This is a genomic window from Streptomyces sp. BE303, assembly GCF_036290945.1.
GTDB lineage: Bacteria > Actinomycetota > Actinomycetes > Streptomycetales > Streptomycetaceae > Kitasatospora.
In genome coordinates this window covers 1-22,709 of sequence record NZ_JAQYWZ010000774.1, presented here as the reverse complement: position 1 = coordinate 22,709, position 22,709 = coordinate 1, and the positions used below count along the sequence as shown (strand labels likewise).

Below are 22,709 nucleotides of genomic sequence, written 5' to 3'. Positions count from 1 at the left end.
GGCCCCCCGGCCACCCGCGCGCGACAGCAACCCCGAGGGCCCCGGACCCGAGCGGGCAGCACCACCAGCTCGGCGAGGAAGACCGGGCCGACCCCACCGGCCCGACCCTGCCGCGGCCGGTGGCCGAGCGGAAAGGCCCGTGCCGGGCGGAGGTCCGACCTCCGCCCGGCACGGGCGTGATGCGCGGGTCGGGTCTCAGACCGCCGTGGTGACGCTGAGAATCCACCGCTGGTTCGCGCCGCCGTGGCAGGACCAGATGCCCAGCCCGGTGCCGTTGGTGGTGTCCCAGCCCGGGATCTCCAGGCAGCGCTGGGCGAGCGGATTGTACAGCTCGCCGCTGGGGCGCAGCGTCCACTGCTGGCCGCGGGCCCCGACGCACTCGGACATCGCGACCGGAGAGCCGTCCCCGGCCCCGCTCTCGGGAACGGAGAGGCAGGCCGCGCCGGACCGCACCGTGCCGTCCGGGGCGAAGGTGAGCTTCTGGTTCACCCCGGCCCAGCAGTTCCAGACGGCCGGGCGGTGGCCGTCTGCGGTCGTCCCCATGCTGTCGACGCACTTGCTGCCGTTGGAGGCGGAAACCAGCTGGTAGCCGACGGGCCGGTTGGGAACGCCGAGGTTGACGCGCCCGGAGAACTGCGGAAGGCCGTTCGCCGCAGCCGCGCCGCGCAGGACCGTCAGGGTGCCGTCGGCGGCGACCACGTACAGGTCCGGGTGGCCGTCGCCGTCGACGTCACCGGGCGAGTCGACCTTCGGGAAGGCCGAGGAACTCAGACCCAGCGGGAGGACCTCCTGCGCACCGGCCTGCTCGGCCGGGATCCCGGCGTCCCACTTCTGACCGGCGCTGCCGTCACAGTTCCGGATGGCCAGCACGCCGCCGACACCGGTCGCACCTCCCTCCACACCCAGGCAGAGGCCCGAGTGGGGGTTGCGCAGCGCGCCGGTGGACGCCTCGGGCACCCACTTCTGGTTGGCGCCGTTGTTGCAGTCCCAGAGCACCAGCCTGGTGTCGTTGGCCGTGGCGCTGAACGGGACGTCCACGCACTTGCCCAGCACGTGCAGCGAGCCGTCGGTGCCGAGGGTGAACTGCTGGTTTCCCGCGCCGGCGGCGCAGGTCCAGTTGAGCAGCGCGGTCCCGTTCTCGGTCAGGCTGTGGTCGACGTCCCCGCAGAGGCCGGACAGCCCGGAGGCCAGCAGCCGGCGAACGGGCGCCGCGATCGTCGTGGTGGGCGTGCCCTGGGCGTCGAGCGACAGCGGGTAGGTGTGGATCGCGCCCGTGAGGTCGTCCCGGGCCCACAGGGTCGGGGTGGAGCCGACGGAGCCGGGCGGGAGCAGGGTCACGCCGGACCAGTCTCCGGTGCCCAGATCGGTTCCGGTGGCGAACAGGCAGCCGCCCAGTGTGCTGCCGGGGTAGTAGCGCAGCCTGCCGTTCTCCACGGTGATCAGGTTGGGCCGCTTCGCCACGTTGCCGTTCGGGGCCGTGGCGACCATCTGGGTCAGGTGGTTCCAGGTGCTGTCGATGCCCTGCGCACAGGTCGACGAGGTACCGATCGGGGAGATCGCGCGGCGGCTGAAGTGCCCCGCGATGCCGGGCGGCACCGCGGTGGCGTCGTTGTAGTAGACGTAGAGCTTGCGGGTCGCCCTGTTGAAGGCGATCAGGTCGTCCTGGCTCCCCTCGCTCACCGAACCCCGGTGCGCCACCAGGTAGTTGTTCCAGCTGTCGTGCTCGGGGCTCTGGTCCTGGGTGGAGGCGAGCCCGGGCTTGGCGGTGAAGTCGCTGTTGCCCGGCACCAGGGTCAGGGTGCCGTCGGTGGCCTGGGAGAGGAAGTCCGGGGTGCCGTCGGACGTCACGTCACCGGGGCTCACCACGTTCGCCGGGTTCCACGGAGCGTAGAAGTCGTACCGGGCTGCCTGCTGCTGGGTGTTGCCCGCGGCGTCGACCGCGCGGACGAACAGGGTGTGGACGCCCCAGTCGTCACGGTTGAGGTTCACCGGGATGTCCGCGACGGCGGTCCCGTCGGCGTCCGGCCACACCCACATGGTGTTGGCGCCGGCCGGCGGGATGTTGTCGTCGAGCGCGTACTGGAAACCGCGCACGCCGCTCTTGACGCACGCGGCGCGGTTGCATCCGCCCGGGGTGGGGTCGTTGCTGCTGACCCTGATGGTGAGGTTCTGGTCCCCGGCGTGGGCGGTCGGCGTGAGGCCGCTGCCCAACGGTGGGAGGACCGTCGACCGCTCGAACTCGGCGAGCGACGGCGGGGTCAGGTCGACGCCGAAGTAGCAGTACGCCGAATCCGGCCCGTTCAGCAGACCGTCGGTCGCCCGGGCGTTCCACCCGTACTGGTGGCCGTCGGAGACCGGGCTGCCGATGTAGGCCTGTGCCAGGCCGCCCGACCCGATCGGCTGGCTCGCCGGCCAGCCCACGTCCGCCGGGTTGCCGTTGCCGTCGGCGACCATGTTGTCCCAGACGTGGAAGCCGACGACCAGGTTGGTCCCCGGCATCGGCGTGGTGGCGCGCGCGTTGAGGATGATGTTGGAGGAGTTGCCGGCCATGCTGGTCATCCCGATCCAGCCGGGCTGCCCGCCGCCGCACGCCGGCCCTCCGGGGTTCTGCGAGTCGGGGGTGGTGGACATGTCGTAGGGCCGGTCCGGCGCGATGTCGTAGTTCGCCTCGACGTACGGGTTGGTGTTGAACCGCATGAACCCGAGGTTGCCCGCGACCTTGGACTCGTTGCCGAACAGGCCGACGGTCCACCGCGGGATCTGCTGCTGGGCGACGGTCCGCATGGCGTCGGTGACGTTGAACACCACCGGCTTCCAGCCACCGCAGTCGAACCAGGCGCTCTTGGGCCACTGGGTCTCGAAGGACATCTCGACGTTCTGCGGCTGGTGGTTCCAGTCGGTTCCGCCGCCGATGCCCTCGCGCATCCACTTCGCCGTCACGGGCGCGGTGGCATTGCAGTCGTGGTTGGCGCCGTACGTCTCGTACATGATGAGCTTGGCCTCGTTGACGACCATCCGGTTGGTCATCGCGCCGGTGTTGAACTCGTAGTACGACCGCTCCAGGCCGCGGCAGGTGGCCGCGTACTGCTGGTAGCCGACGCCCTGGCCGTTGGCCTGCGGGATGTCGTACTTCGGGGCGCCGGCGCACCCCTCCATGACCTGGGCGAAGTGGTTGGTGCCCATCGGCCCGGTCGGCGTCCATGACGGGTCGATGTACAGCGGCCAGGTCGTGCCGTCCCCACCGAGCAGGCCGGTGTCGGGGGTGAGGGTGACGCCGCCCGGCTCGGCCTTGACGGCGACCGGCCGGACCGTGGCCCCGTTGCCCGGCCCCGCCGAGGACGAGACCGGCGCGCCGGTCGCCGCGGAGTGGGCGACGGCCTCGGTGTCGTCCGGGCCGGCGGCCGGGGCCGCCGCCCTCGGGGCCGCCCCGCGGGCGGAGGCCGTCGCGTCCGCCGAGGGACCGGAGGAGCCGGCGGGAGCGGCGGGGGCCGTCGAGGAGTCCCACATCACCGGAGTGGGGGCGGTGAAGACCGACGTGCCGTCGGCGGCCTTCGCGGCGAGGCCGCCCGCGGTGTCGGCCTCGACCGTGAGGTTCCCGCCCGCGGTGCCCATCCGCAGCGCCTTCAGCCCGGGGTTGGCCGCGGCCTCGGCGTCGCGGACGACCAGGACCTCGCGGACCGCACCCTGCTCACTGACCGTCACGTCGAGGTCGACCCCGGGCAGGACGTTCGCGTACCGCGCGCCGGCGCCGGTCACCACCGGCTCGGGCAGGTCGAACGGAAGCGAGAGCGCGAGGCTCCGGCCGTCCGTGTCCGTGAGCGTGGCCAGCGGCCCCTTGCCGCCGCCGGACAGGACGACGCCGGACGGGGTCGCCTTCGGCGACCAGCTGCCATCGGCGTTCCGGGCCAGCCCGGCGTCCACCGGCGTCCAGGCGCCGCCCTTCTTGACCCGGGCGGCCTGCAGATGGCTGGTGAGGGTGATCCGGCCGTCCGGTTGCGCGACGGTGAGCGAACTCCCGGTGGTGAGCTCGTCGACGGTCACGGGCTTCCCGGTGGCCTTGGCCTTGAGCCGGGCGGTCTGGAGCGGCCCCCCGGCATCCGGGGCCGGAAGTGCCCCGGGGCGGACGGTCTGTCCCGGTTGCACAGCAAACGGGCGGTCATCGGCGAATGCCGGAACGACGTTTCCGAGCGCGAGTCCGCCGAGCGCGGATATGACGGCAAGGCGGGCCGTCAGCCCGCGCGTCCGAATTCGGCAGAATCGGATGGGTTTCCCCACGGGTTATCCCTTTCAATGAGCTGAATCAGCATCAGAACCCCGCGCGAACAAGGTCGCACGGTGACCGTCAGGCGAACAGGGACTTGACATCGGTGGAGCTCCCCCTTTCACCGACGGCGTCGAACCACCTGGTCAGGTGGGCCTCGCGAAGGGTATTGCGCGGTTCGCACGTCTGGCAATACGGTTCCCGCGCCGCAATCCTGCGGTGCAACGGGTCGTCAATTGTCTTTACTCGTCCAGGAACTGTTCTCAAGTGGGGGGTATGGTTAGTGCGCACTAGATTGCGCCGGTTCGTCTCCGCCGCCGGTGGGGGTCGCCGACGAAGCAGGGTGGCCCCGGTGGCCGCCCTGACCGTGGCGATGTCCCTTCTGGCGCCGATGGCGGGCGCCGAAGGCGTCAAAATCGTCGGCGGTTACCGCAACGACAATCCCGGGCAGCCGGAGAAACCGCTGCCCCCGCTGCCCCGGGTGTCGGGCAGCAACGCGGACGGGCCCGGCCGTCCGGCGCTTCCCGCCCAGCCGGGCGCCCGGGACCTGACGGCCTACAAGCCGTCCCCGGCGCAGTGGCCGGTCGAAGCCTCGGCCACGGTCCGGCTCGGTGCCGCCGGTCCGGCGGGCACGCGGCCGGCCCCGCCGCGCTCCGCCGATGCCGGGGACAAGGTGCGGGCCGGCTCCACTCCGGTCCTCGTCGGCCCGGCCCCGGCCCCGGCCGGTGAGCGGCCGAACACCGCGGCCGAGGCGCAGGCCGGCGCAACCGGTACGGACCGTACGGACGGCGCCGCAGGTACGCCGTCCTCGGTCGACGTCAGGGTCGCCGATCGGGCGAAGACCCAGGCGGCCGGCGTCGACGGCCTGCTGGTCGGCCTGGCCCGGAGCGACGGCCGCAGCGAAGCGGGCGACGTCTCGGTGAGCCTGGACTACGCTTCGATCGCCCAGGCCTACGGCGGCGGCTGGTCGTCCCGGCTGCGCCTGGTGGCCCTTCCGGCCTGTGCCCTGACGACGCCCCAGGTCGACGCCTGCCGTGTCCAGGCCCCGGTCGAGCACACCAACGACCCGGCCGCCCGGAGGATCAGCGCGACGGTGACCCTGCCGGCCGCCGAATCCGGGGCCGGTTCCGCCGCCCGCAACACGACCGCGTTCGCGGCGCCGTCCTCGGACCAGGCCGCGCCGGCCTCCTCCCCCGCGGTGCTGGCGGCCGTATCCGGCACGGAGGGCTCGCAGGGCTCGTACAACGCGACCTCCCTGTCGTCCTCGGGGTCCTGGGCCCAGACCGGGTCCGGGGCGTTCACCTACGGCTACCCGGTCGCCATGCCCCCGTCGCTGGCCGGTCCCGTTCCCTCCGTCGGTCTGTCGTACAACTCGCAGGCCGTCGACGGACACACCTCCGCCCGCAACTCCCAGGCCTCCTGGATCGGCGACGGCTGGTCGTTCAGCCCCGGCTACATCGAGCGCTCGTACAAGGCGTGCCGCAACGCCGGCGTGGAGGACTCCTCCGACCAGTGCTGGGCCGGGTGGAACGCCACCCTGTCGCTCGGCTCGCGCAGCGGCGAACTGGTCCGCGACGCCAACGGCGTGTACCACCTGCAGAGCGACGACGGCACCAAGGTCGAACGCCTCACCGACGCGTCCAACGGCCTGTGGCAGGGCGAGTACTTCAAGGTCACCACGCCCGACGGGACCGCCTACTACTTCGGTCTCAACCACGCGCCCGGCACCACGGCGGACAGCGCCACCAACAGCGCCTGGGGCGCGCCCGTCTACCACCCCAACAGCGGCGACCCCTGCTACACCGCCGCCAAGGGCAAGAACTCGCTGTGCGGCCCCCACCAGGTCGGCTACCGCTTCAACCTCGACTTCGTCGTCGACCCGAACGGCAACCTGCAGCGGTTCGACTGGGCCACCGAGACCAACCACTACAACCGGGGCTACGGCCAGGCCCTCCACGGCGGGGGCACCGGCGAGCTGACGCCGTACACCCGCGGCGGGTACCTGACCAGGATCTCCTACGGCTACAAGCTCGACGACGCCAAGGCCGGCCGCGAGCCCTCGGCCCGGGCGGTCTTCGACACCGCCGAGCGGTGCGTCGTCTCCGACACCACCTGCCGGCCCGAGAACCTCAGCACCGGCACCGCCACCAACTGGCCGGACGTGCCGTACGACCTGGCCTGCCAGTCGAGCTGGACGACCAGCGGCACCGGCGCCAACGTCTGCAAGATCGGCTCGCCGACGTTCTGGTCGACCAAGCGCCTCGCGAAGATCACCACCGAGGTACGCACCGCCGCCGGCTGGCGCGGCGTCGACCGGTACGAGCTGAAGCACCTGTTCTCCGACGCGGGCGGCAGCATCGACCCGGTCACCGGTGCCTCCGGCGACCCGAAGAACGCCGGTGCCGTGCAGTCCGTGATGTGGTTCTCCGAGGTCAAGCACACCGGTCTGGACACCACCGCGGGCGGCAGCGGCGAGGCCCCCCTGGACCCGGTGGTCTTCACCGGCAAGGAGTTCGACAACCGCGTCGACGGCCCCTCCCCGGCCGCGCCCGCACTCTACCGGCCGCGGATCGTCGCCGTCCGGACCGAGAGCGGCGCGTACATCACGGTCACCTACCGCGACCCCGAGTGCTCGCGGGTCAACGGCACCATGCCGGCCTCGGCCGCCGACAACACCAAGGCGTGCTACCCGGTCCACTGGAACACCCCCGGCTCCTCCGAGCCCACGGCGGACTGGTTCCACAAGACCCTGGTCTCCAAGGTCACCGTCAACGACATCACCAACGCCGGCTCCCTGCCCCAGGTCGTCCAGTACGCCTACGGCCCCGCCGCCTGGCACCGGGACGACTCGGACCTGACGGACGACCGGTACCGCACCTGGAACGACTTCCGGGGCTTCCGCACGGTGACCACCACGTCCGGCGCCGCGCCCGACCCGGTCACCAAGAGCGTCACCGCCTACCTGCCGGGCATGGACGGCGACTACACCTCCGTCACCGCCACCCGGCCGCCGGCCGACATCAGGAACTCGCTCGGCGAGCGGATACCCGACAGCCCCTGGCTCGCGGGCATGCCGCTGGAGACCTCCACCTACACCGGCGCCGACGGGACGGTGATCGCCAAGTCGCTCCCGGACGCCCCCACCACGGTGCCGACCGCGAACCGCAGCCGCACCGCCTGGACCTCCAGGAAGCCCGCTCCCGGGGAGACCCCTCCCCCGCTGTCCACCCTGCCCGACCTGGTCGCCCGCAAGGTGAAGACCACCGGCGGCCGCAACCTGTCGCTGCTGTCCGACGGCGTGACCTGGCGGACCACCCGGAGCACCACCGAGTTCGACGACCTCGGCCGCCCCTGGAAGGTCAACGACAAGGGTGACGTCAGCGTCCCCGCCCACGAGACCTGCGCCACCACCACCTACGCACCGGCCCCCGCGGCCAACCCGGCGTTGATCCTCGCCCCGAGCGAGAGCGTCAGCGTCTCCGGACCGTGCGCCACCGCCACCAGCGCCAACACGCTCAGCCACAAGCGCTTCGTCTACGACGGCGGCGGCGACATCAACAACCCGGGCGAGTACGGCCGCCTCGGGCAGAACGGCACCACGCTGGGCATGGTCACCGCCACCCAGTCGGTCAAGTCCTACGACGGAGCCGGGCGGCCGGTCTTCCAGACCCTCTCAACCGAGAGCGTCGACGGGTACGGCCGGGTGGTCGGTCACCGGGACACCGCCGGAAACCTCACCACCACCAGCTACACCCCGGCCACCGGCATCCTGCCGACCGAGGTGTCGACGACCAACCCGCAGAACTGGACGGCGACGAGCACCGTCTCCCCGTCCCGCGGGCTGATCACCCGGGCCGTCGACGTCAACCACCGGATCACCGACTCCGCCTACGACGCGCTCGGCCGCCTCACCCGGGTCTGGCTGCCCGGCCGCAAGAAGGACGACGGCAAGAGCCCCGACCGCACGTTCGAGTACGCGATCCACGGCACCGGGATCAAGCCTGCCGCATCCAGCGTCACGACCCGGACGCTGCGGGAGAACGAGACCTACGACGTCTCCGTCACCATCTACGACGGGCTCCTGCGTCCCCGGCAGAGCCAGAGCACCCCGGTCGACGACAGTCTCGGCCGTCTGGTCTCCTCGACCCGGTACGACAGCCACGGCTGGCCGGTCATCAGCATCCCGACCTGGTCGGACCCGAACACCGCGCCGGGTTCCACGCTGTTCCAGGAGGTCGAGAACACCCTTCCGGCCGAGTACATCACCGTCTACGACGGCCTCGGACGCCCGGTCGCGCAGCAGCAGCACACCAAGGGGCGGCTGCTGTGGGAGTCCACCACCGCGTACCGCGGCGCGGACCGGACCGACCGGACGCCGCCGCAGGGCGCCTCGCCCAGCACCGTCCACACCGACGCCCTCGGGCAGACCACGTCCTCGGTGATCCACGCCGGGGGCACGATCGGTGACGTCACCACCGGCTACACCTACAAGCCCGGCGGCCAGATCTCCACCGTCAAGGACAACGTCGGCAACACCTGGTCGTACGAGTACAACCTCCGCGGCCAGCTGACCTCGAAGACCGACCCCGACAGCGGCACGGCCACCACCGTCTACGACGACCTGGGCCGGCCGGCGACCGTCACCGACGGGCGCGGCGAGTCCCTGTCCTTCGTCTACGACACCTTCGGCCGGCAGACCGCCAAGTACAGCGGCACCAGTACGACGGACGCCTCCAAACTCCTGACCACGGTCGAGTACGACTCGTTGGAGAAGGGCTACGTCACCTCCGCCACCCGCTACGTCGGCGGAGCGGCCGGCGACAAGTACGTCCAGAAGGTCAACGGGTACAACACCGCCTACCAGCCGACCGGTTCGACCACCACGATCCCCGCCTCCGAGGGCAAGCTCGCGGGCGACTACACCATCGGCTCCGCCTACACCGCCAACGTCGGCCTGCTCGCAAGCAACACGTACAACGGGGAAGCGGGCCTGCCGGCCGAGAGCGTGGGCTACGGCTACAACCTCCAGGGCCTGCTCCTCCAGAGCGGCACCGACACCAACCAGTCGCTGCTGGCCCGGGCGAACTACAACGAGCGCGGCCAGCTGCTCCGCTCGACCTACGGCACGGGCGGCGAACTGCTCCGCACCTCGCAGATCTACGACGACGCCACCGGGCGGCTGGTCAACCACCGGGTCGCGCTCCAGGAGTCCTCGGCCAACCCCCTTTCCGACAGCACCTTCGGGTACGACCAGGCCGGCAACGTCACCAACGTCTCCGAACTGCAGTCCTCCGGCGGGGCGGACCGGACCTGGGACGTGCAGTGCTTCCGCTACGACGGCCTGAGCCGGCTCGTCGAGGCCTGGACGGACACCTGGGGCGTCACCGCCGCGGGGGCCGGCCAGACCTCCCGCTGCAACAATGACAACCCCGGCCCGGCCAGCATCGGCGGCCCCGCCCCCTACTGGCAGAGCTGGGAGTACAACACGCTCGGCGACCGGACCCGGCACGTCCGGCGCGACGTCACCGGGGACACCTCCCGGGACGTCATCCAGTCCAGCAGCTACCCCGGCGAGGGCCGCACCCCCGCCGCCAAGCCCAACACGCTCACCGCGGTCACCACCTCCACCGGGCCCGCGACCAGCAAGCTGGTCTCGGCCATCCCGACCGGCGGGACGGCGCTCTGCCTCGACGTCGAGGGCAACCGGACCGCCAACGGCACCGCCATCCTGTCGTACACCTGCAACGAGGGCGGCGGCCAGCGGTGGACCAAGGCCGCCGACGGCACCGTGCGCTCACTCGGCAAGTGCCTGCGTCCGGCCAACGGCGGTACCGACCCCGGCGTGGCGCTCGAACTGTGGGCGTGCGACGGCACCACCGGGCAGAAGTGGCAGGAGGGTGCGAACGGTGCCCTCGTCCACACCGCCACCGGGCTCTGCGCCGACGTGCCCTGGGCAAACGCCAACCCGGGCACCCCGGTGACGCTCTGGTCCTGCAACCAGAACGTCAACCAGCAGTGGCCCGCGACGAAGAACGCGCCCACCGGGCCGTCCTACACCGCCACGCTCACCCCGCAGTACGACACCGCCGGCGGCACCGTCTCCCGGTCAGCCACCAGTGCCGGATCGATCGCCTCCGGCATCGCCACCGGCTCGGCCACCCCGCTGTGCCTGGACGACGACCACGCCTGGACCGCGGACGGCACCGCCATCCTCTCCTTCACCTGCAACGGGAACACCTCCCAGCAGTGGACCCTGGAGACCGACGGCAGGCTGAAGACCGGCGGCAAGTGCATCCGCCCGGTCGGCGGCGTCGCCGAGCGCGGCCGGCAGGTGGAGCTGTGGACCTGTGACGGCAGCGCCGCCCAGGAATGGCGGTCCGGCCCGAACGACTCGCTGGTCAACGTCGCCTCCGGGCAGTGCCTCGACGTGCCCCACGGGAACACGACCCCGGGCACCCGCGTCGGCCTGTGGGACTGCAACCAGGGCACCAACCAGAGGTGGCTCTCGGCCGGCGGCACGCCGCCGACCGGCGCCACCCAGTCGTTCACCTACAACGCCGAGGGCCTCACCGCCACCGTCACCACCCCGAGCGGCGGGACCACCCGGACCTCCGGCTACCTGTACGACGCCGGCGGCAACCTGCTCATCCAGCGCGGACCCGACGGCACCGTCCTCTACCTGTTCGGCGGGACCGAGCAGCTGATCCTCGACAAGACCGGTACCACCGTCACCGGCAAGCGCTACTACTCCAACCCCGACGGCACCGTCATCATCCGCACCGGCAACGGCGGACTGACCTTCCAGCCGACCAACCCGCAGGGCACCGCGAGCCTCCAGGTCGACGGCACCACACGCACCGTCACCCGGCGCGCCTTCGACCCCTACGGCAACCCCCGCGGCCCCGTGCCCACCACGTGGGCCGACAACCTCGGCTACCTCGGCCGGCCCGCCGACGCCACCAGCGGCCTCAACCTGCTCGGCGTCCGCGCCTACGACCCGGTCCTCGGCCGCTTCCTCTCCGTCGACCCGCTCTTCCAGGCCGGCGACCCCAACCAGATGGGCGGCTACACCTACGGCGCCGACAACCCCACCTCGGGCAGCGACCCGACGGGGTTCAGCTGGCTCAGCAGCGTCAAGAACTTCGTCAACAAGGTCATGGACGACCCCAAGGCCGCGGCCAACCAGGCCGGAAGCTACGCCGGCGGCGTCGTCGACTCCTACGTCGGCGACTTCTGGACCGCCGGGGTCAACGGCGCGCTGAACATCTACGACGGCGCCCGCAACATGAGCTGCATCGCCAATCCGTTCGGCTGCACGGTGTACCAGCACGAGAAGTACACCAACGACTCGCCGACCGCGACCCTCTTCAACATCGACACCAACTCCAGCGCGTACCAGGCCGGCCGCACCACCGGTGACTACGTCGGGATCGTCACCAGCGTCAAGGGCCTCCTCAAGGGAGTCTCCAAGGGCGTCCGGACCCTGATGAAGTGGCGCTCGGGAACGAAGCTCGCCGACGACCTCCCCACCCCCACCCCCGCCAACCCCGCCCCCGCCCACCCCGTCAAGCCCACGACCCCCGACAGCCCGGGCACCGGCACCAGCACTCCCAAGGGCGGATCCGGCTCCGGCAAGGGCTCGGCCGACGGAGGTTCGTCGGGCGGGGGTTCGGCCGGCAAGGGTACGTCGGGCGGATCCCCGGAGATGGGCGGACGCGGGTCCACTCCACGGAGCGGCGTCAAGACCAAGATCAAGAACCCGGCCGTCGTGAAGACGGTCGCCGCCGAGGAGGGCTGGACGGTCGAGGGTCAGATCGCCAAGGCGCGGGACATGCTCCACGAGGTCATGGCCGCCGACCACAACCAGCCCATCCGGCGCACCTGGAGCGCCGGTGTGAACACCGAAAGCGGCACCATCGCGGTCGCGTCCTCCGGGACGCCGAAGGTCCCGGGGTGCGGCTACTGCGCCGAAGGAAACGTGGTGAACGCCCTGGGCGGCGACCACCGGCAGGTGCGGTTCACCATGTCGGCGAGCAAGACGAGCCTGAATCCGCTGACGATCGACGGCAACATCCCCATCTGCGACGACTGCATCCTGGACTACGACCCCCGGCAATTCCCGTCCGGCACGATATGGGGGCAGGCGAACCCGAGGATCCTGGAGTGAGTCCTATGATGCCCGCACGGCAACCCTGGAATCGGAGCACGGCATGAGCGGAAGTTCACTGAACTCCTCACCGGAGCTGATAGCCCTCAGCGCCGACGGGGAGTTGGTGGCCGAGGTCGTCCACCGCGGACCGTGTCTCGTCTGGCACCGCGCGACGGGGGCCGTGGTGGCCTCGGTCGAGACCGCCGCGCACGCCACCGCCGTCGCGTTCGGCGACGACCGGTCGGCCCACCTCCTGGTGATCGGTGACGAGGCCGGCGGAGTCCACACGTGGTCGCAGCACGGTGGGCACGTGCCGCTCCACTCGGACCACGGGTGTCGCGTCACCGCCGTCGCCCCCGGCCCCGGCGGGCTGGTCCTGTCCGGCGACGAGAACGGGTCCGTCAGGGTGTGGAACACCACGGCGGGTGCGCCGGGGCGGCGGATCGACCTGGAGCTGCCCGAGCAGTTCGGGAAGCAGGCCACGTCGTTGACCGCCCGTCCGGACGGTGAGCGGTTCGCCGCGGGCACGGCGAGCGGCCGGATGTTCCTCGGCGACGTCCACTCACCGGCGCCGCCGCGCCTGGTGTTCAAGGACGGACCGAGGCTGCAGTCGGTCGCCTTCGCCACCCGGGCGGAGGCGATCCTGGCAGCCGGTGGAACGTCCGCCCAGCTGTGGGATCCGACGACCTTCGGGACGTGGTCCCTCCTCCACGACCACCGGGGGACGGTCGTCGCCGCCGCGCTCGACCCACGCGCCGCACGGGTCGCCACGGGCGGGACCGAACGGATCGTCAGGATCTGGGACACCTCGACCGCCGAGGTGGTCCACCGGCTGACCGACCTCAACGGATGGGTGCTCGCGCTGCGCTTCGTCGCCGACGGCACACAACTCGTCGCCGTGGACGGCGACGGCGAGGCGGGCCTCTGGGACGTCCGGACGGGCGCGCTGCTGGCACGCTCCCACCGGCTCGGTTCCCGGTCGGAGACGGGCGCAGCACCCGGTGCGCCGGCGGCCCCCTGGCAGCAGGAGGCCGCCCGCCACGACTGGAGCCGCATCGCGTGCTCCTGTCGTCGGGGAGCCCGCCACGTCCCGGAGGACTTCGCACGGCTCCTGGCCGCGCGGACGCCCGAGGAGGCGTCGGGACACGGGCTGGTGGGCGACGTCGAGTCCCAGGGCTTCCTCTCCGAGGCCTCCCTGCCGTTGGCCTCGATGCTCCTCCTGGCACTGGAGCACGAGCAGCTGTCGGCGCCGGCCCGCTACCGGGTGCTCGACCTGCTGATGGCGTGCGTGGAGGGTGAAGCCGACCTCAGCGCCTCGGCGGCCGGCCACCCCGACATCGAGGAGGAGTGCTGCGACGCGGTGCGGCGCGGGATCCCGCTCTTCTACGAGGAGTTGGCCGCCGGGAGCACGCCCGGTGCCGGCGAGCCCGCCTACCTCATCCTGCGCGCCCTCGGCGAGGACACGGAGCGGCTGGACGGCATCCGGAAGACCGGTCTCGGGTAGGCGTTCCCTGAGGTGTGCCTCGTGATCCGGGGGCCGGGCGGTGATGCCGCCCGGCCCCCGGATCATGTTCGAGCGGTCCCGCCAGGTGGCCGCCGGCCGATCCCGGACGCGGCCCGGAAGGCCGGGTGGGAGACGAAGGGCAGTGCCCCGGGCACCGGGGCCGACGCCGACCACGAGCCCCGGAAACTGATCGGCGACGACGACCGACCGTTCTCGGCCACCCGGGCGCGCTCGCTGACGAACCATCCAAACGATCACCCCAGGTACCGGCCGACACCGACCTGACCACGCCTGATACCTTGCAGTGGCCATGGTGTTCGGGAAACCGGTCTGAGTCCGGTGCGGCCCTCGCCACTGTTGCCGCGGAGTGCCGCGGCCCTCGCTGACCGGCTCTGCCAGCGGTCAGGGCCACTGGGTCGGCTGGAAGAGCCACCCGGGAAGGTCGGCTGCGGCGTGTCGATGCGGAAGCCAGGAGACCGGCCACGGCGCGACATGTTCCACGAGGGTTTTGGAGAACACGTGCCCAGCGCTCTGCCGTACCCGTTCCGTTCCATACGTTCCGCACGTCCCGTAGGTGCCGTAGGTCCCACAGGTCCGATACGCGTCGGCCGCGCGGTCGCGGCCTTCCTGTTCACCGGCGTGCTCGGCGCCTGCGCGGGCGCCCCCGCACCCGACACGCCCACTGCGACGGCCGGCAGTGCCGGGCCGGTCACCGTGAACAACTGCGGGACCACCGTGACGGTCGGCGCGCCGCCCGAGCGGCTGGTGACGCTCAATCAGGGTGCCACCGAGGTGGCCCTGGCTCTCGGCCTGGAGTCCCGCATGGCCGGTACCGCCTATCTCGACAATGCCGTCCCGGAGAGGTGGAAGGCGGCCTACGACTCCGTGCCGGTGCTCTCCAAGGACTACCCGACGAAGGAGAAGCTCCTCGCGGCGCGGCCCGACTTCCTGTACGCCTCCTACTCCAGCGCGTTCACCGACAAGGTCGCGGGCACCCGGGACGAACTGGGCGGCCAGGGCATCCCGTCGTACCTGTCCCCGTTCGGCTGCCCGGACAAGAGCCAGGTGCCGCCGCCGACCTGGCAGGCGATGTGGGGCGAACTGAACGACGTCGCCAGGGTCTTCGGTGTCACGGAGCGGTCCGCCGCGATCCAGCGGCAGCAGGAGCAGCAGCTGGCCCAGTTCACGGCGACGGCCGCGGGCAAGGGCCTGAAGGTCCTGTGGTTCGACTCGGACACCAAGGCACCGTTCGTCGGCTCCGGCCATGGCGGGCCTCAGCTGGTGCTCGACGCCGTGGGGGCCCGCAACGTCTTCGCAGACCTGCCCGGTGCCTGGCAGAACGTGAGCTGGGAGAAGGTCGTCGCCGCGGACCCGGACGCCATCGTGCTCGCGGACGCCGACTGGGACACGGCCCAGTCCAAGATCGACTATCTGCAGGGCGACCCGGTGCTGAGCAAGCTCACCGCCGTACAGCGCAAGGCCTTCGTGGTGGTGCCGTTCTCCGAGTCGACCCCCGGTGTGCTGCTCGCCGACGGTGCCGCCCGGGTGTCGGCGGGACTGGGCCGACTGCACCCGGGATCATGACCACCACGTCCCCTCCCGCCGTGCGGGTCGCCGGTCCGGGCCGCGCGGCGGCGGCCCTGGCCGTCGCCGCGGCCCTGCTCCTGGCCACCGTGCTCCTCGGTCTGGCCGTGGGCTCGCACCACGAGCCGGTCCGGACGGTGATCGACGTCGTGGTGCGCCGTCTCGGGCTGGGCGACCCGCACGTGACGCTGCTGGACGACCAGATCGTCTGGCAGTTGCGGCTGCCCCGGGTTCTGGGAGCGGCTGCCACCGGCGCCGGTCTCGCGGTCTGCGGTGCCGTACTGCAGACACTGACCGGGAACGACCTGGCCGATCCCTTCCTGCTCGGGATCTCGGACGGAGCCGCCGCCGGCGCGGTCACCGTGATCGTCCTCGGGGTCGGCGTGTCCGGCGCCGTGGGAACGGGCGCGGTGGCGACGGCGGCGTTCGCCGGCGCCCTGCTCGCGGCCGTCGTCGTGCTGGCCCTGGCCGGTGCGCGCACCCGGACGCTGCCGACCACCCGGACCGTGCTCGCCGGCATCGCCGTCGGGCAGATGTGCGGGGCCTACACCTCGTTCGCCGTACTGGTCCTCGGGGACCGCGACGCGGCGCGCGGTGTCATGGAGTGGACGCTGGGCTCGGTCGCCGGCGTGCGGTGGCCCACCGCCGTCTTCCTGACCGCGGTCGCGCTGGCCGGGGTCACGGTCCTGGCATCCTCGGCCCGCGACCTGGACGCCTTCGCCTTCGGCGAGACCGCCGCCCGCTCCCTCGGCGTCCACGTCGAGCGGACCCGCTGGGTCCTCGTCGCCGTCGCTGCGCTGGTGACCGCCTGCCTGGTCGCCCACACCGGCGTCATCGGGTTCCTCGGCCTGGTCGTACCGCATGTGGTCCGTCTCGTCTGCGGCCCGCGCCACGCCGTCCTGCTGCCCGTGTCGGCGCTGACGGGCGCGTCGCTCCTGGTGGGCAGCGACATCCTGGCGCGCTCGGTCCTCCCCGACCGGGAGATTCCCGTCGGCGTCATCACGGCCGGGCTCGGAGCACCCTTCTTCGCCTGGCTGCTGTGGCGCCAGGGCCGGGCCGACGGGAGGGGGCGGTGACGGTGACGCACCCCGTCGACCTGCGCGCGGAGGGACTTCGTGTGCGCATCGGCGGAGCCACCCTGCTGGACGCGGTGTCGCTCACGTTCGGCCCCGGCCGGATCACGGCCCTGCTCGGGCCCAACGGCGCCGGGAAGTCCACCCTGCTGCGCGCGGTCGCCGGACTGACCCGTCCGAGCGCCGGTCGGGTCCTCCTGGACGGCGAGGACCTCCACGCGCTCACGGCCCGCCGACGGGCCCGACAGGTGGCCTTCCTGGAGCAGCAGGCGGACACCCGGCTGTCGCTGCCGGTCCGTCAGGTCATCGAGCTCGGCCGCACCCCGCACCGCAGCCGCTGGCCCGTGCCGGCGAACGCAGCCGCCGACGCCCACGAGCGGGCCGTGTTCGCCGACGCCGTGGCCGCAGCCGACGTCGGCCATCTGCTCGACCGCTCCTGGCCGACGCTGTCGGGTGGCGAGCGGCAGCGGGTCCAGCTCGCACGGGCGCTGGTGCAGGAGCCCGGCGTGCTGCTGCTCGACGAGCCCACCAACCACCTCGACCTGCGCCACCAACTCGGCTTCCTCGAAACCGTCCGGGGGCTGGGCATCACCACGGTGGCGGCCCTGCACGACCTCGAACTCGCCGCCGCCTACTGCGACGAGGCCGCCGTCCTGCTCGACGGCCGCCTGGTCGCCCACGGGACCGGTCCCGAGGTGCTCACCTCGCCCATGATCGCGCGCGTCTACGGCGTCGACGCCACCGTGGAACCCCACCCCCGGCACGACCGACCGCACATCCGGTGGAACGGACTGCTCCACGAGAGGAAGACGCCATGACCTCCCCGGTCCCCGAAGCCAACGCCCGCCGCGGCGCCGTACTCCTGGTCGGCATGTCGATCGCGGAAGCCGTCCGCCGTGACGAACTCCTCAGGACAGCGGCCTCGCACCGGGCCTCGATCGCGTTCCTGCAGCAGGCCGACCCCTCGCTGTCGGCCGAGCTGACCAGGCTGGCCGACGCGGGCACCGAGACCGTGGTCGTGATCGGCGTCCGGCTCACGGCCTCCGGCCCGGCCCAGTCCTGGCTGCGGCGGATCGCCGCGCACTGGTGGCGCGAGCGCGCGGGCCACCGCCCCGAACTCCTCGTGGCGACCCGCCTCGCCGCTTCGCCCGACGAGGTCGCCGCGGTGACCGCGACGACGAAGGCCGTCACCGGCAAGGAGCCCGGCCTCACGTCCGCGGCCTGGGAGGACGTCACCGGCCACCGGCACCAGGTCCTGGTGTGCCGCGGCCCGCGCTGCGCGGCCCGGGGTGCCGAGGAGGGCCTGCGCGCCCTGGTGCAGAAGCTGACCGAGCAGGGTCTCGGCGACGACGACGTGCTCGTGACCCAGACGGGATGCCAGTTCCCGTGCAACCAGGCACCCGTCGTCAGCGTGCAGCCCGACGATGTCTGGTACGGCGGGGTCGACCCGGCTGTCGCAGCCCGCATCGTCACCGAGCACCTCGCCGGTGGACGACCGGTGGGGTCCCACCGGCTCCCCCGCCACCGGAAGGAGCAGACGGGCCACCACGGCTGATCGCGATCACCGGCACGGGAGCGGGGCCGGGCCCGCGCAGAGCCCCCCGAAGGCGTGGGCGGGCGTCGCGCCTGCGGCCCCGCAACGCAGCCGCGCACGACTCGACCCCGCCTGCGCGCCTTCGGCGGGGTCGAGTCGTGCGCGGCGGGGAACCGCCCGTCAGACCGCCGGAGCGGGGACGGCCGTCCGGTCCTCGGCAGGTGCGGCGGGGGTGAGGGCCCGCTGTGCCAGGGCTCCGAAGACCAGGGCGAACCCGGTCCAGAGCACGACCTGCAGACCGATCGAGGCGAGCCGGAAGTCCCACATCAGCCCGGCCGGGAAGCCGTCCGGGATCGCGTCGTCGTTGGACGGCAGGACGACGGCGAGCACGGCCATCACCACGGCGTAGCCGAGACCGGCCGCGACAACGGCGTTCCAGGTGCCCAGACGCGGGGCCAGGCGCTTGCCGAGGATCACCGCGGCGACGCCGATCAGCACGCTGAGGGCGATCATCAGGAAGAACAGCGCCGTGCGCTTCCCGATGGTGTCCGGATTGCCGACCGCCGGCGGCATCGCCGGGTACTTGAGGAACGGCACCAGGTAGATCGTGGTGAACGCGGCGCCCGCGACCAGCGCGGCGGTGGCCCGGGGGCCGAACCGGCCGATCCGGCCGAGGGCGAAGCAGAACGCCAGCGCCGCGACGCCGCCGACGGCGACGCCGTACACCAGCACGCCGGTGGCGAGGCCGGCCGTGGACTGCAGGTCGCGGCTGACCAGCTCCTCCTCCTCGTCACCGGAATCGGCGGTGCCGGCGGCCTCGTGGGAGTCCTCATGGCCGGCGGCGGGTTCGGCCTCGCTCCCGTGGTGGTGCCCGGCCGGGGCGGACTGTGACTGCTCCTGGGCGATGGCGTCCGCGACGGGGCCCTCGCCGACGGTGTAGGCGAAGAGGAAGGCCACCAGCCCGGCGAGCAGGCCCGCGAGCAGGCCGCGCAGCAGCAGCTTTCCGACGGTGCCGGAGGAGACGGTTGCGGAGTTGTTCATCGGTGCTCGGTCTCCGGTCAGTGGCACGGGAAGCCGAGCAGGTGGCGGCCGTCGTGCACCCACTCGTGCACGGTGGCCCCGGAGAAGACCGAGGTGGCGCCCTGTTCGGCACCGACGAAGTACAGCAGGACCAGCATCAGGGTGCCGAGGAACAGCGCCCAGGGAAGGATGGCGCGGATCGGCAGCGTGGCCGGGGCGGAACCGCCCACGGGCAGGCTGGGAGAGAGTACGGACTGGGCCATGGCAGGACCTCCTGGGGGAAACACGCGTCCCGTTCGGTGGAGCTCTGACGACGGCGGTCGGGTCTGACTTGCCGGACCCCGCCGTTGCGTGAGGCGGCCGGTTCCGGCTTACAGTGGCGCGACCGTGCCGGATTCCCACCGGACTTCCGTCTCGCCGTCGTCTTCAGTTGTCGCAGCAGACCGTAGCGCCCGGGCGGCGGCGGCGCCAAGGGCGTGCACCGAATCGTTGCCGCGCGGTCACCTGCGCATTTGTCCGAGGGCGGGCGCGGAACGCGGTACTCCGAGGGGCTCCCAAGGGTGACAGGTGTACGAAGGGGGAAGGACATGACGGTACGGGTGATCTTCGTCGCACCGGCGATCGGACCCGAGCTGCGGCAGGCCCGGTTCGTCGGCGAAGGATCCGTGGACGAGGGCGATCCGCTCGACGCCGCCGGGGTACGCGCCGCCCGCGCCGCCGCACCGGGCCTGCCGGCGGCCGCCCACCGGTTCGTCTCGCCCACCGCCCGCTGCCGCCGCACCGCCGAGGACCTCGGCCTGCCCGACGCCGTGGACGAGCCCGCGCTGCGCGGCTGCGCGGCGGGCCGCTGGAGCGGGCGGACCCTCGACGAGGTCGCGGCCGACGAGCCGGCGGCCGTGATGACGTGGCTGGCCGATCCGGCGGCCGCGCCGCACGGCGGCGAGTCGGTGCGGCAGTTGTGCGCCCGGGTCGGCGCCTGGCTCGACGGCACCGCGGCCGCGCTGGCCGGGCGGGTGCTGGTGATCGCCGAGCCGGACGTGGTCCGGGCCGCCGCCGTGCACGCCCTCGGCATCCCGGACCATGCCTTCCGCCGGCTCGACGTGCCACCGTTGGCGGGCGTCGAACTGACCGGGCGGGCGGACCGCTGGAACCTGCGCCTGGGCCTCGTCCGGCCCATCACGGATGGAGCCGGATGACGGGGGCAGCTCCTGCGACCGCGCCGGGGCGCCCGTCACAGCGTTCGCCCAATGACCGGGTGCAGCTCTACGACCGACCGGCCGGCGGCCGGTGGGCCCGCACGGCCACCTCGACCCGGACGGCGTCCGGGACACGCTGGTGCGTGGCGTACCCAACCTCGCCGAACGCCTCGCGACGCTGACCCAGCGGGCCCAGGAAGCCTCCCCGCACTACAGCCTGCTGCCCTCAACGGCTGTCGGCGGGGCACCCGCCATCGACCTCTCGTCTTCCAGCCGTCCTATGTAGTCGCCGACCTGGAACTGCTAGGACTGCCGGGACTGCTCCACACAATCGGCGTCGCCTGACAGCACGCAACCTGATAGTCTGTCCGGCTGCCCTACCGGCGGCTCGCAACCGGACGGAGGGCCAATCGACATGAAACCCACAGACGAGATCACGTTCAACACTCCTCTCACCGCACCCCACGGGTGGAACGCGCCGGGAGAACCAGTAACCCTTTACACGGGAGCCTTCTCAGGATTCCCTGGAGGTGTTCGACAGGGGAAGGTCGAGCTCACTTTTGGGGTAAAGCCCGGTCTGAAATGGTCCGTTGAGCTTCGTGACGAGGACTATCTGGGACTGCTGCCGGACCATGCCGTCGCCACGGTCGGCCGGACGCTGCCCGCGAAGTTCATGGCAAGTCACCGCCGTAACGGTAGTGGCTGGACCCAGTCCGCCGAAGCCGGCGACCCAGATACGCCCCTACAACGAATCGTGGCCCAATGGATGAACCTCCCGCTCTCGGTCGGCAACGGGCACTTGGAGGAGAAGACGGCTGCGGGGGTTCGACGCTCAAACGGCCGGTCGCTCATTGAAGTCGAAGGCTGGACGGTGACCATCGACCAGCGCTTCGATCTCTCAGCCGTTCTTCGGACCGCAGCCGACGACACCCAGTCCGTCCTGACTCACGTCATGGAACTCAAACGCACCGACGACAAGCCGTTCTCGGTTGCCGAGGGACGGGATCTACTGGAGTGCCTCCGGGTCAGCCTGTCGTTCGGCTTCGGCCGCAAGGTAGCCCCCGTACTTCCCGTGGGTTACGGCGCAGATGGGATTGTCGCATGGGAGCAGTGGTTCTCGCCTCTCGTCGACTCGGCAAGAACAAGTGGGATGGAATGGCTCTTTGACGCCAGCCCGGACGACTGCGCCGATCTTCTATCGTGTGCAGTCCGGGCGTTGAGCGACCGCTCACTCATGGGAACCACTCGCCTCCAGATGGCGATGGCGACTCAGGCCGTGTCAACAGGATTTGTCGAGCAACGGATTCTTGCCGCCGCCCCGGTGTTGGAAAGCCTTGCCTGGAGCAGACTGGTCCTGGGCGGGCTGATGACACGGCGGCAATACCGAGACTGCCATGCCGAGGACCGGTTGCGCTATCTACTGGATTCCGCCGGCGTGCCGACCACCATCGACGCGGCCGAGCTCCCGGCACTGGCCCAGTACGCTGCGGCTAAACGAATCGATGGTCCGACGGCGGTCACACGGATCAGGAACCACCTCGTACACCCCGAAGTACTCGCCGACGACCTCTACGCCCACAAAGGTCTCGCCGCCGAGATCTGGAGACTGTCGCTGCACTACGTGACACTTCTTCTGCTCCACTCGATCGGCTACCGAGGCTCTTACCAGCGGCACCTGAAACTCGACGGCTGGGTCGGCGACACAGAAGCAACACCATGGACCGACCCTGCAACCGCACCCGCTGGCCCGATTCCGCTGCCGACCACCGGCCGACGCGCCCACCCACGTCGGGCATCCCAGGCGCCGACATCGTGATCCGCCATCTGCCTCCTGGCCTCGCGTAGTTCGGTTGGCAAGCCAGAAGGCGCTTCCGAGGCTGCACCAGCGTCAAGCCGTCGGCGCACCGCAGGACCTCGGCCCCGATACGTCGCGGCTCACCCTCGGGGGATGCGGCGGCTAAGAAGTCATCTCATTTGGAGAGTCGGCGGTGGCAGATGAGGGCGGCTGCGATGCTGGCGAAGGCTGCAAAGTGGTCGGCCTTGCGTTCGTAGCGGCGGTGGAGTCGGCGGAAGCCGCCGAGCCGGGCGACGGTGCGCTCGATCACCCAGCGGTGCCGGCCGAGGCGCTGGGAGGACTCGATGCCGCGGCGGGCGATGCGGGCCGGGATCTGCCGCCGGCGCAGGTAGGTACGGATGAAGCGGTGGTCGTAGGCTTTGTCTGCGTGCAGCTTGCCGGGTCGGCGTCGCGGTCCGCGTCGCGAGCGGATCGGCGGAATGGCGTCGACGAGCGGTATCAGGGCCTGGCTGTCATGGACGTTGGCTCCGGAGATCGCGAGCGACAGGGGCAAACCGGTACGTTCGGTGAGCAGGTGGATCTTCGACCCGTAT

13 protein-coding genes and 1 riboswitch are annotated in these 22,709 nt (G+C 71.8%); of the genes, 9 read left to right on the top strand and 4 right to left on the bottom strand.

Annotation, left to right across the window (positions count from 1 at the left end; translation table 11 throughout):
- Positions 1–195: 195 nt before the first annotated feature.
- Positions 196–4,041, bottom strand: a complete 3,846-nt coding sequence (locus PUR56_RS24955) for a ricin-type beta-trefoil lectin domain protein (protein WP_329950543.1) — start codon at positions 4,039–4,041, stop codon at positions 196–198.
- Between the two features lie 572 nt (positions 4,042–4,613).
- Here PUR56_RS24955 and PUR56_RS24950 point away from each other — a divergent pair.
- The 6 genes from PUR56_RS24950 (at position 4,614) to PUR56_RS24925 (ending at position 18,126) form a co-directional block, all read left to right on the top strand.
- Complete coding sequence (locus PUR56_RS24950; protein WP_329950542.1) at positions 4,614–12,428, top strand: ricin-type beta-trefoil lectin domain protein; 7,815 nt, start codon at positions 4,614–4,616, stop codon at positions 12,426–12,428.
- A 43-nt stretch (positions 12,429–12,471) separates the two neighbouring features.
- Entirely contained in the window at positions 12,472–13,914 is a 1,443-nt protein-coding gene (locus PUR56_RS24945; RefSeq protein ID WP_329950541.1) for a WD40 repeat domain-containing protein, read from the top strand.
- 294 nt (positions 13,915–14,208) lie between these two features.
- A riboswitch (cobalamin riboswitch) is annotated at positions 14,209–14,413 on the top strand.
- A 140-nt stretch (positions 14,414–14,553) separates the two neighbouring features.
- The gene (locus PUR56_RS24940; RefSeq protein WP_329950540.1) at positions 14,554–15,498 is read left to right on the top strand and encodes an ABC transporter substrate-binding protein; all 945 of its coding nucleotides are present in this window, start codon (positions 14,554–14,556) and stop codon (positions 15,496–15,498) included.
- Positions 15,495–16,574, top strand: coding sequence for a FecCD family ABC transporter permease (locus PUR56_RS24935; protein ID WP_329950539.1), 1,080 nt, complete (start codon positions 15,495–15,497; stop codon positions 16,572–16,574). Before PUR56_RS24940 ends, PUR56_RS24935 begins: the two co-directional genes overlap by 4 nt.
- Positions 16,571–17,389 (top strand): ABC transporter ATP-binding protein, encoded by an 819-nt coding sequence (locus PUR56_RS24930; protein ID WP_329875691.1) that lies wholly within the window; start codon positions 16,571–16,573, stop codon positions 17,387–17,389. Before PUR56_RS24935 ends, PUR56_RS24930 begins: the two co-directional genes overlap by 4 nt.
- Entirely contained in the window at positions 17,386–18,126 is a 741-nt protein-coding gene (locus PUR56_RS24925) for a (2Fe-2S) ferredoxin domain-containing protein (RefSeq protein ID WP_329950538.1), read from the top strand. The genes PUR56_RS24930 and PUR56_RS24925 overlap by 4 nt, the downstream gene beginning before the upstream one ends.
- Before the next feature lie 159 nt (positions 18,127–18,285).
- Here PUR56_RS24925 and PUR56_RS24920 read toward each other — a convergent pair whose 3' ends face one another.
- Both PUR56_RS24920 and PUR56_RS24915 read right to left on the bottom strand, forming a co-directional pair.
- A complete protein-coding gene (locus PUR56_RS24920; protein ID WP_329950537.1) occupies positions 18,286–19,146 on the bottom strand; it encodes a CbtA family protein in 861 nt (286 codons plus the stop codon).
- 17 nt (positions 19,147–19,163) lie between these two features.
- Positions 19,164–19,388, bottom strand: coding sequence for a CbtB domain-containing protein (locus PUR56_RS24915; protein ID WP_329875685.1), 225 nt, complete (start codon positions 19,386–19,388; stop codon positions 19,164–19,166).
- A gap of 324 nt (positions 19,389–19,712) precedes the next feature.
- Between PUR56_RS24915 and PUR56_RS24910 the strand changes: the two genes are divergently transcribed.
- The 3 genes from PUR56_RS24910 (at position 19,713) to PUR56_RS24900 (ending at position 22,137) form a co-directional block, all read left to right on the top strand.
- Positions 19,713–20,321: a histidine phosphatase family protein gene (locus PUR56_RS24910; protein ID WP_329950536.1), complete on the top strand. Its 609-nt coding sequence runs from the start codon at positions 19,713–19,715 to the stop codon at positions 20,319–20,321.
- A 139-nt stretch (positions 20,322–20,460) separates the two neighbouring features.
- Positions 20,461–20,607: a hypothetical protein gene (locus PUR56_RS24905; protein WP_329950535.1), complete on the top strand. Its 147-nt coding sequence runs from the start codon at positions 20,461–20,463 to the stop codon at positions 20,605–20,607.
- A 129-nt stretch (positions 20,608–20,736) separates the two neighbouring features.
- Positions 20,737–22,137: a hypothetical protein gene (locus tag PUR56_RS24900; RefSeq protein WP_329950534.1), complete on the top strand. Its 1,401-nt coding sequence runs from the start codon at positions 20,737–20,739 to the stop codon at positions 22,135–22,137.
- Positions 22,138–22,291: 154 nt separating this feature from the next.
- Here the strand turns inward: PUR56_RS24900 and PUR56_RS24895 are convergent.
- Positions 22,292–22,709, bottom strand: a 418-nt coding sequence (locus tag PUR56_RS24895) for an IS5 family transposase (RefSeq protein ID WP_329950533.1), incomplete at its 5' end; no start/stop codon positions are given.

Excerpts from the sequence above, each read along its gene's own strand:
- PUR56_RS24945 (WP_329950541.1), top strand. The coding sequence starts at position 12,472 with ATGAGCGGAAGTTCACTGAACTCCTCACCGGAGCTGATAGCCCTCAGC.
- PUR56_RS24935 (WP_329950539.1), top strand. The coding sequence starts at position 15,495 with ATGACCACCACGTCCCCTCCCGCCGTGCGGGTCGCCGGTCCGGGCCGC.
- PUR56_RS24925 (WP_329950538.1), top strand. The coding sequence starts at position 17,386 with ATGACCTCCCCGGTCCCCGAAGCCAACGCCCGCCGCGGCGCCGTACTC.
- PUR56_RS24920 (WP_329950537.1), bottom strand. The coding sequence starts at position 19,146 with ATGAACAACTCCGCAACCGTCTCCTCCGGCACCGTCGGAAAGCTGCTG.
- PUR56_RS24915 (WP_329875685.1), bottom strand. The coding sequence starts at position 19,388 with ATGGCCCAGTCCGTACTCTCTCCCAGCCTGCCCGTGGGCGGTTCCGCC.
- PUR56_RS24910 (WP_329950536.1), top strand. The coding sequence starts at position 19,713 with ATGACGGTACGGGTGATCTTCGTCGCACCGGCGATCGGACCCGAGCTG.
- PUR56_RS24900 (WP_329950534.1), top strand. The coding sequence starts at position 20,737 with ATGAAACCCACAGACGAGATCACGTTCAACACTCCTCTCACCGCACCC.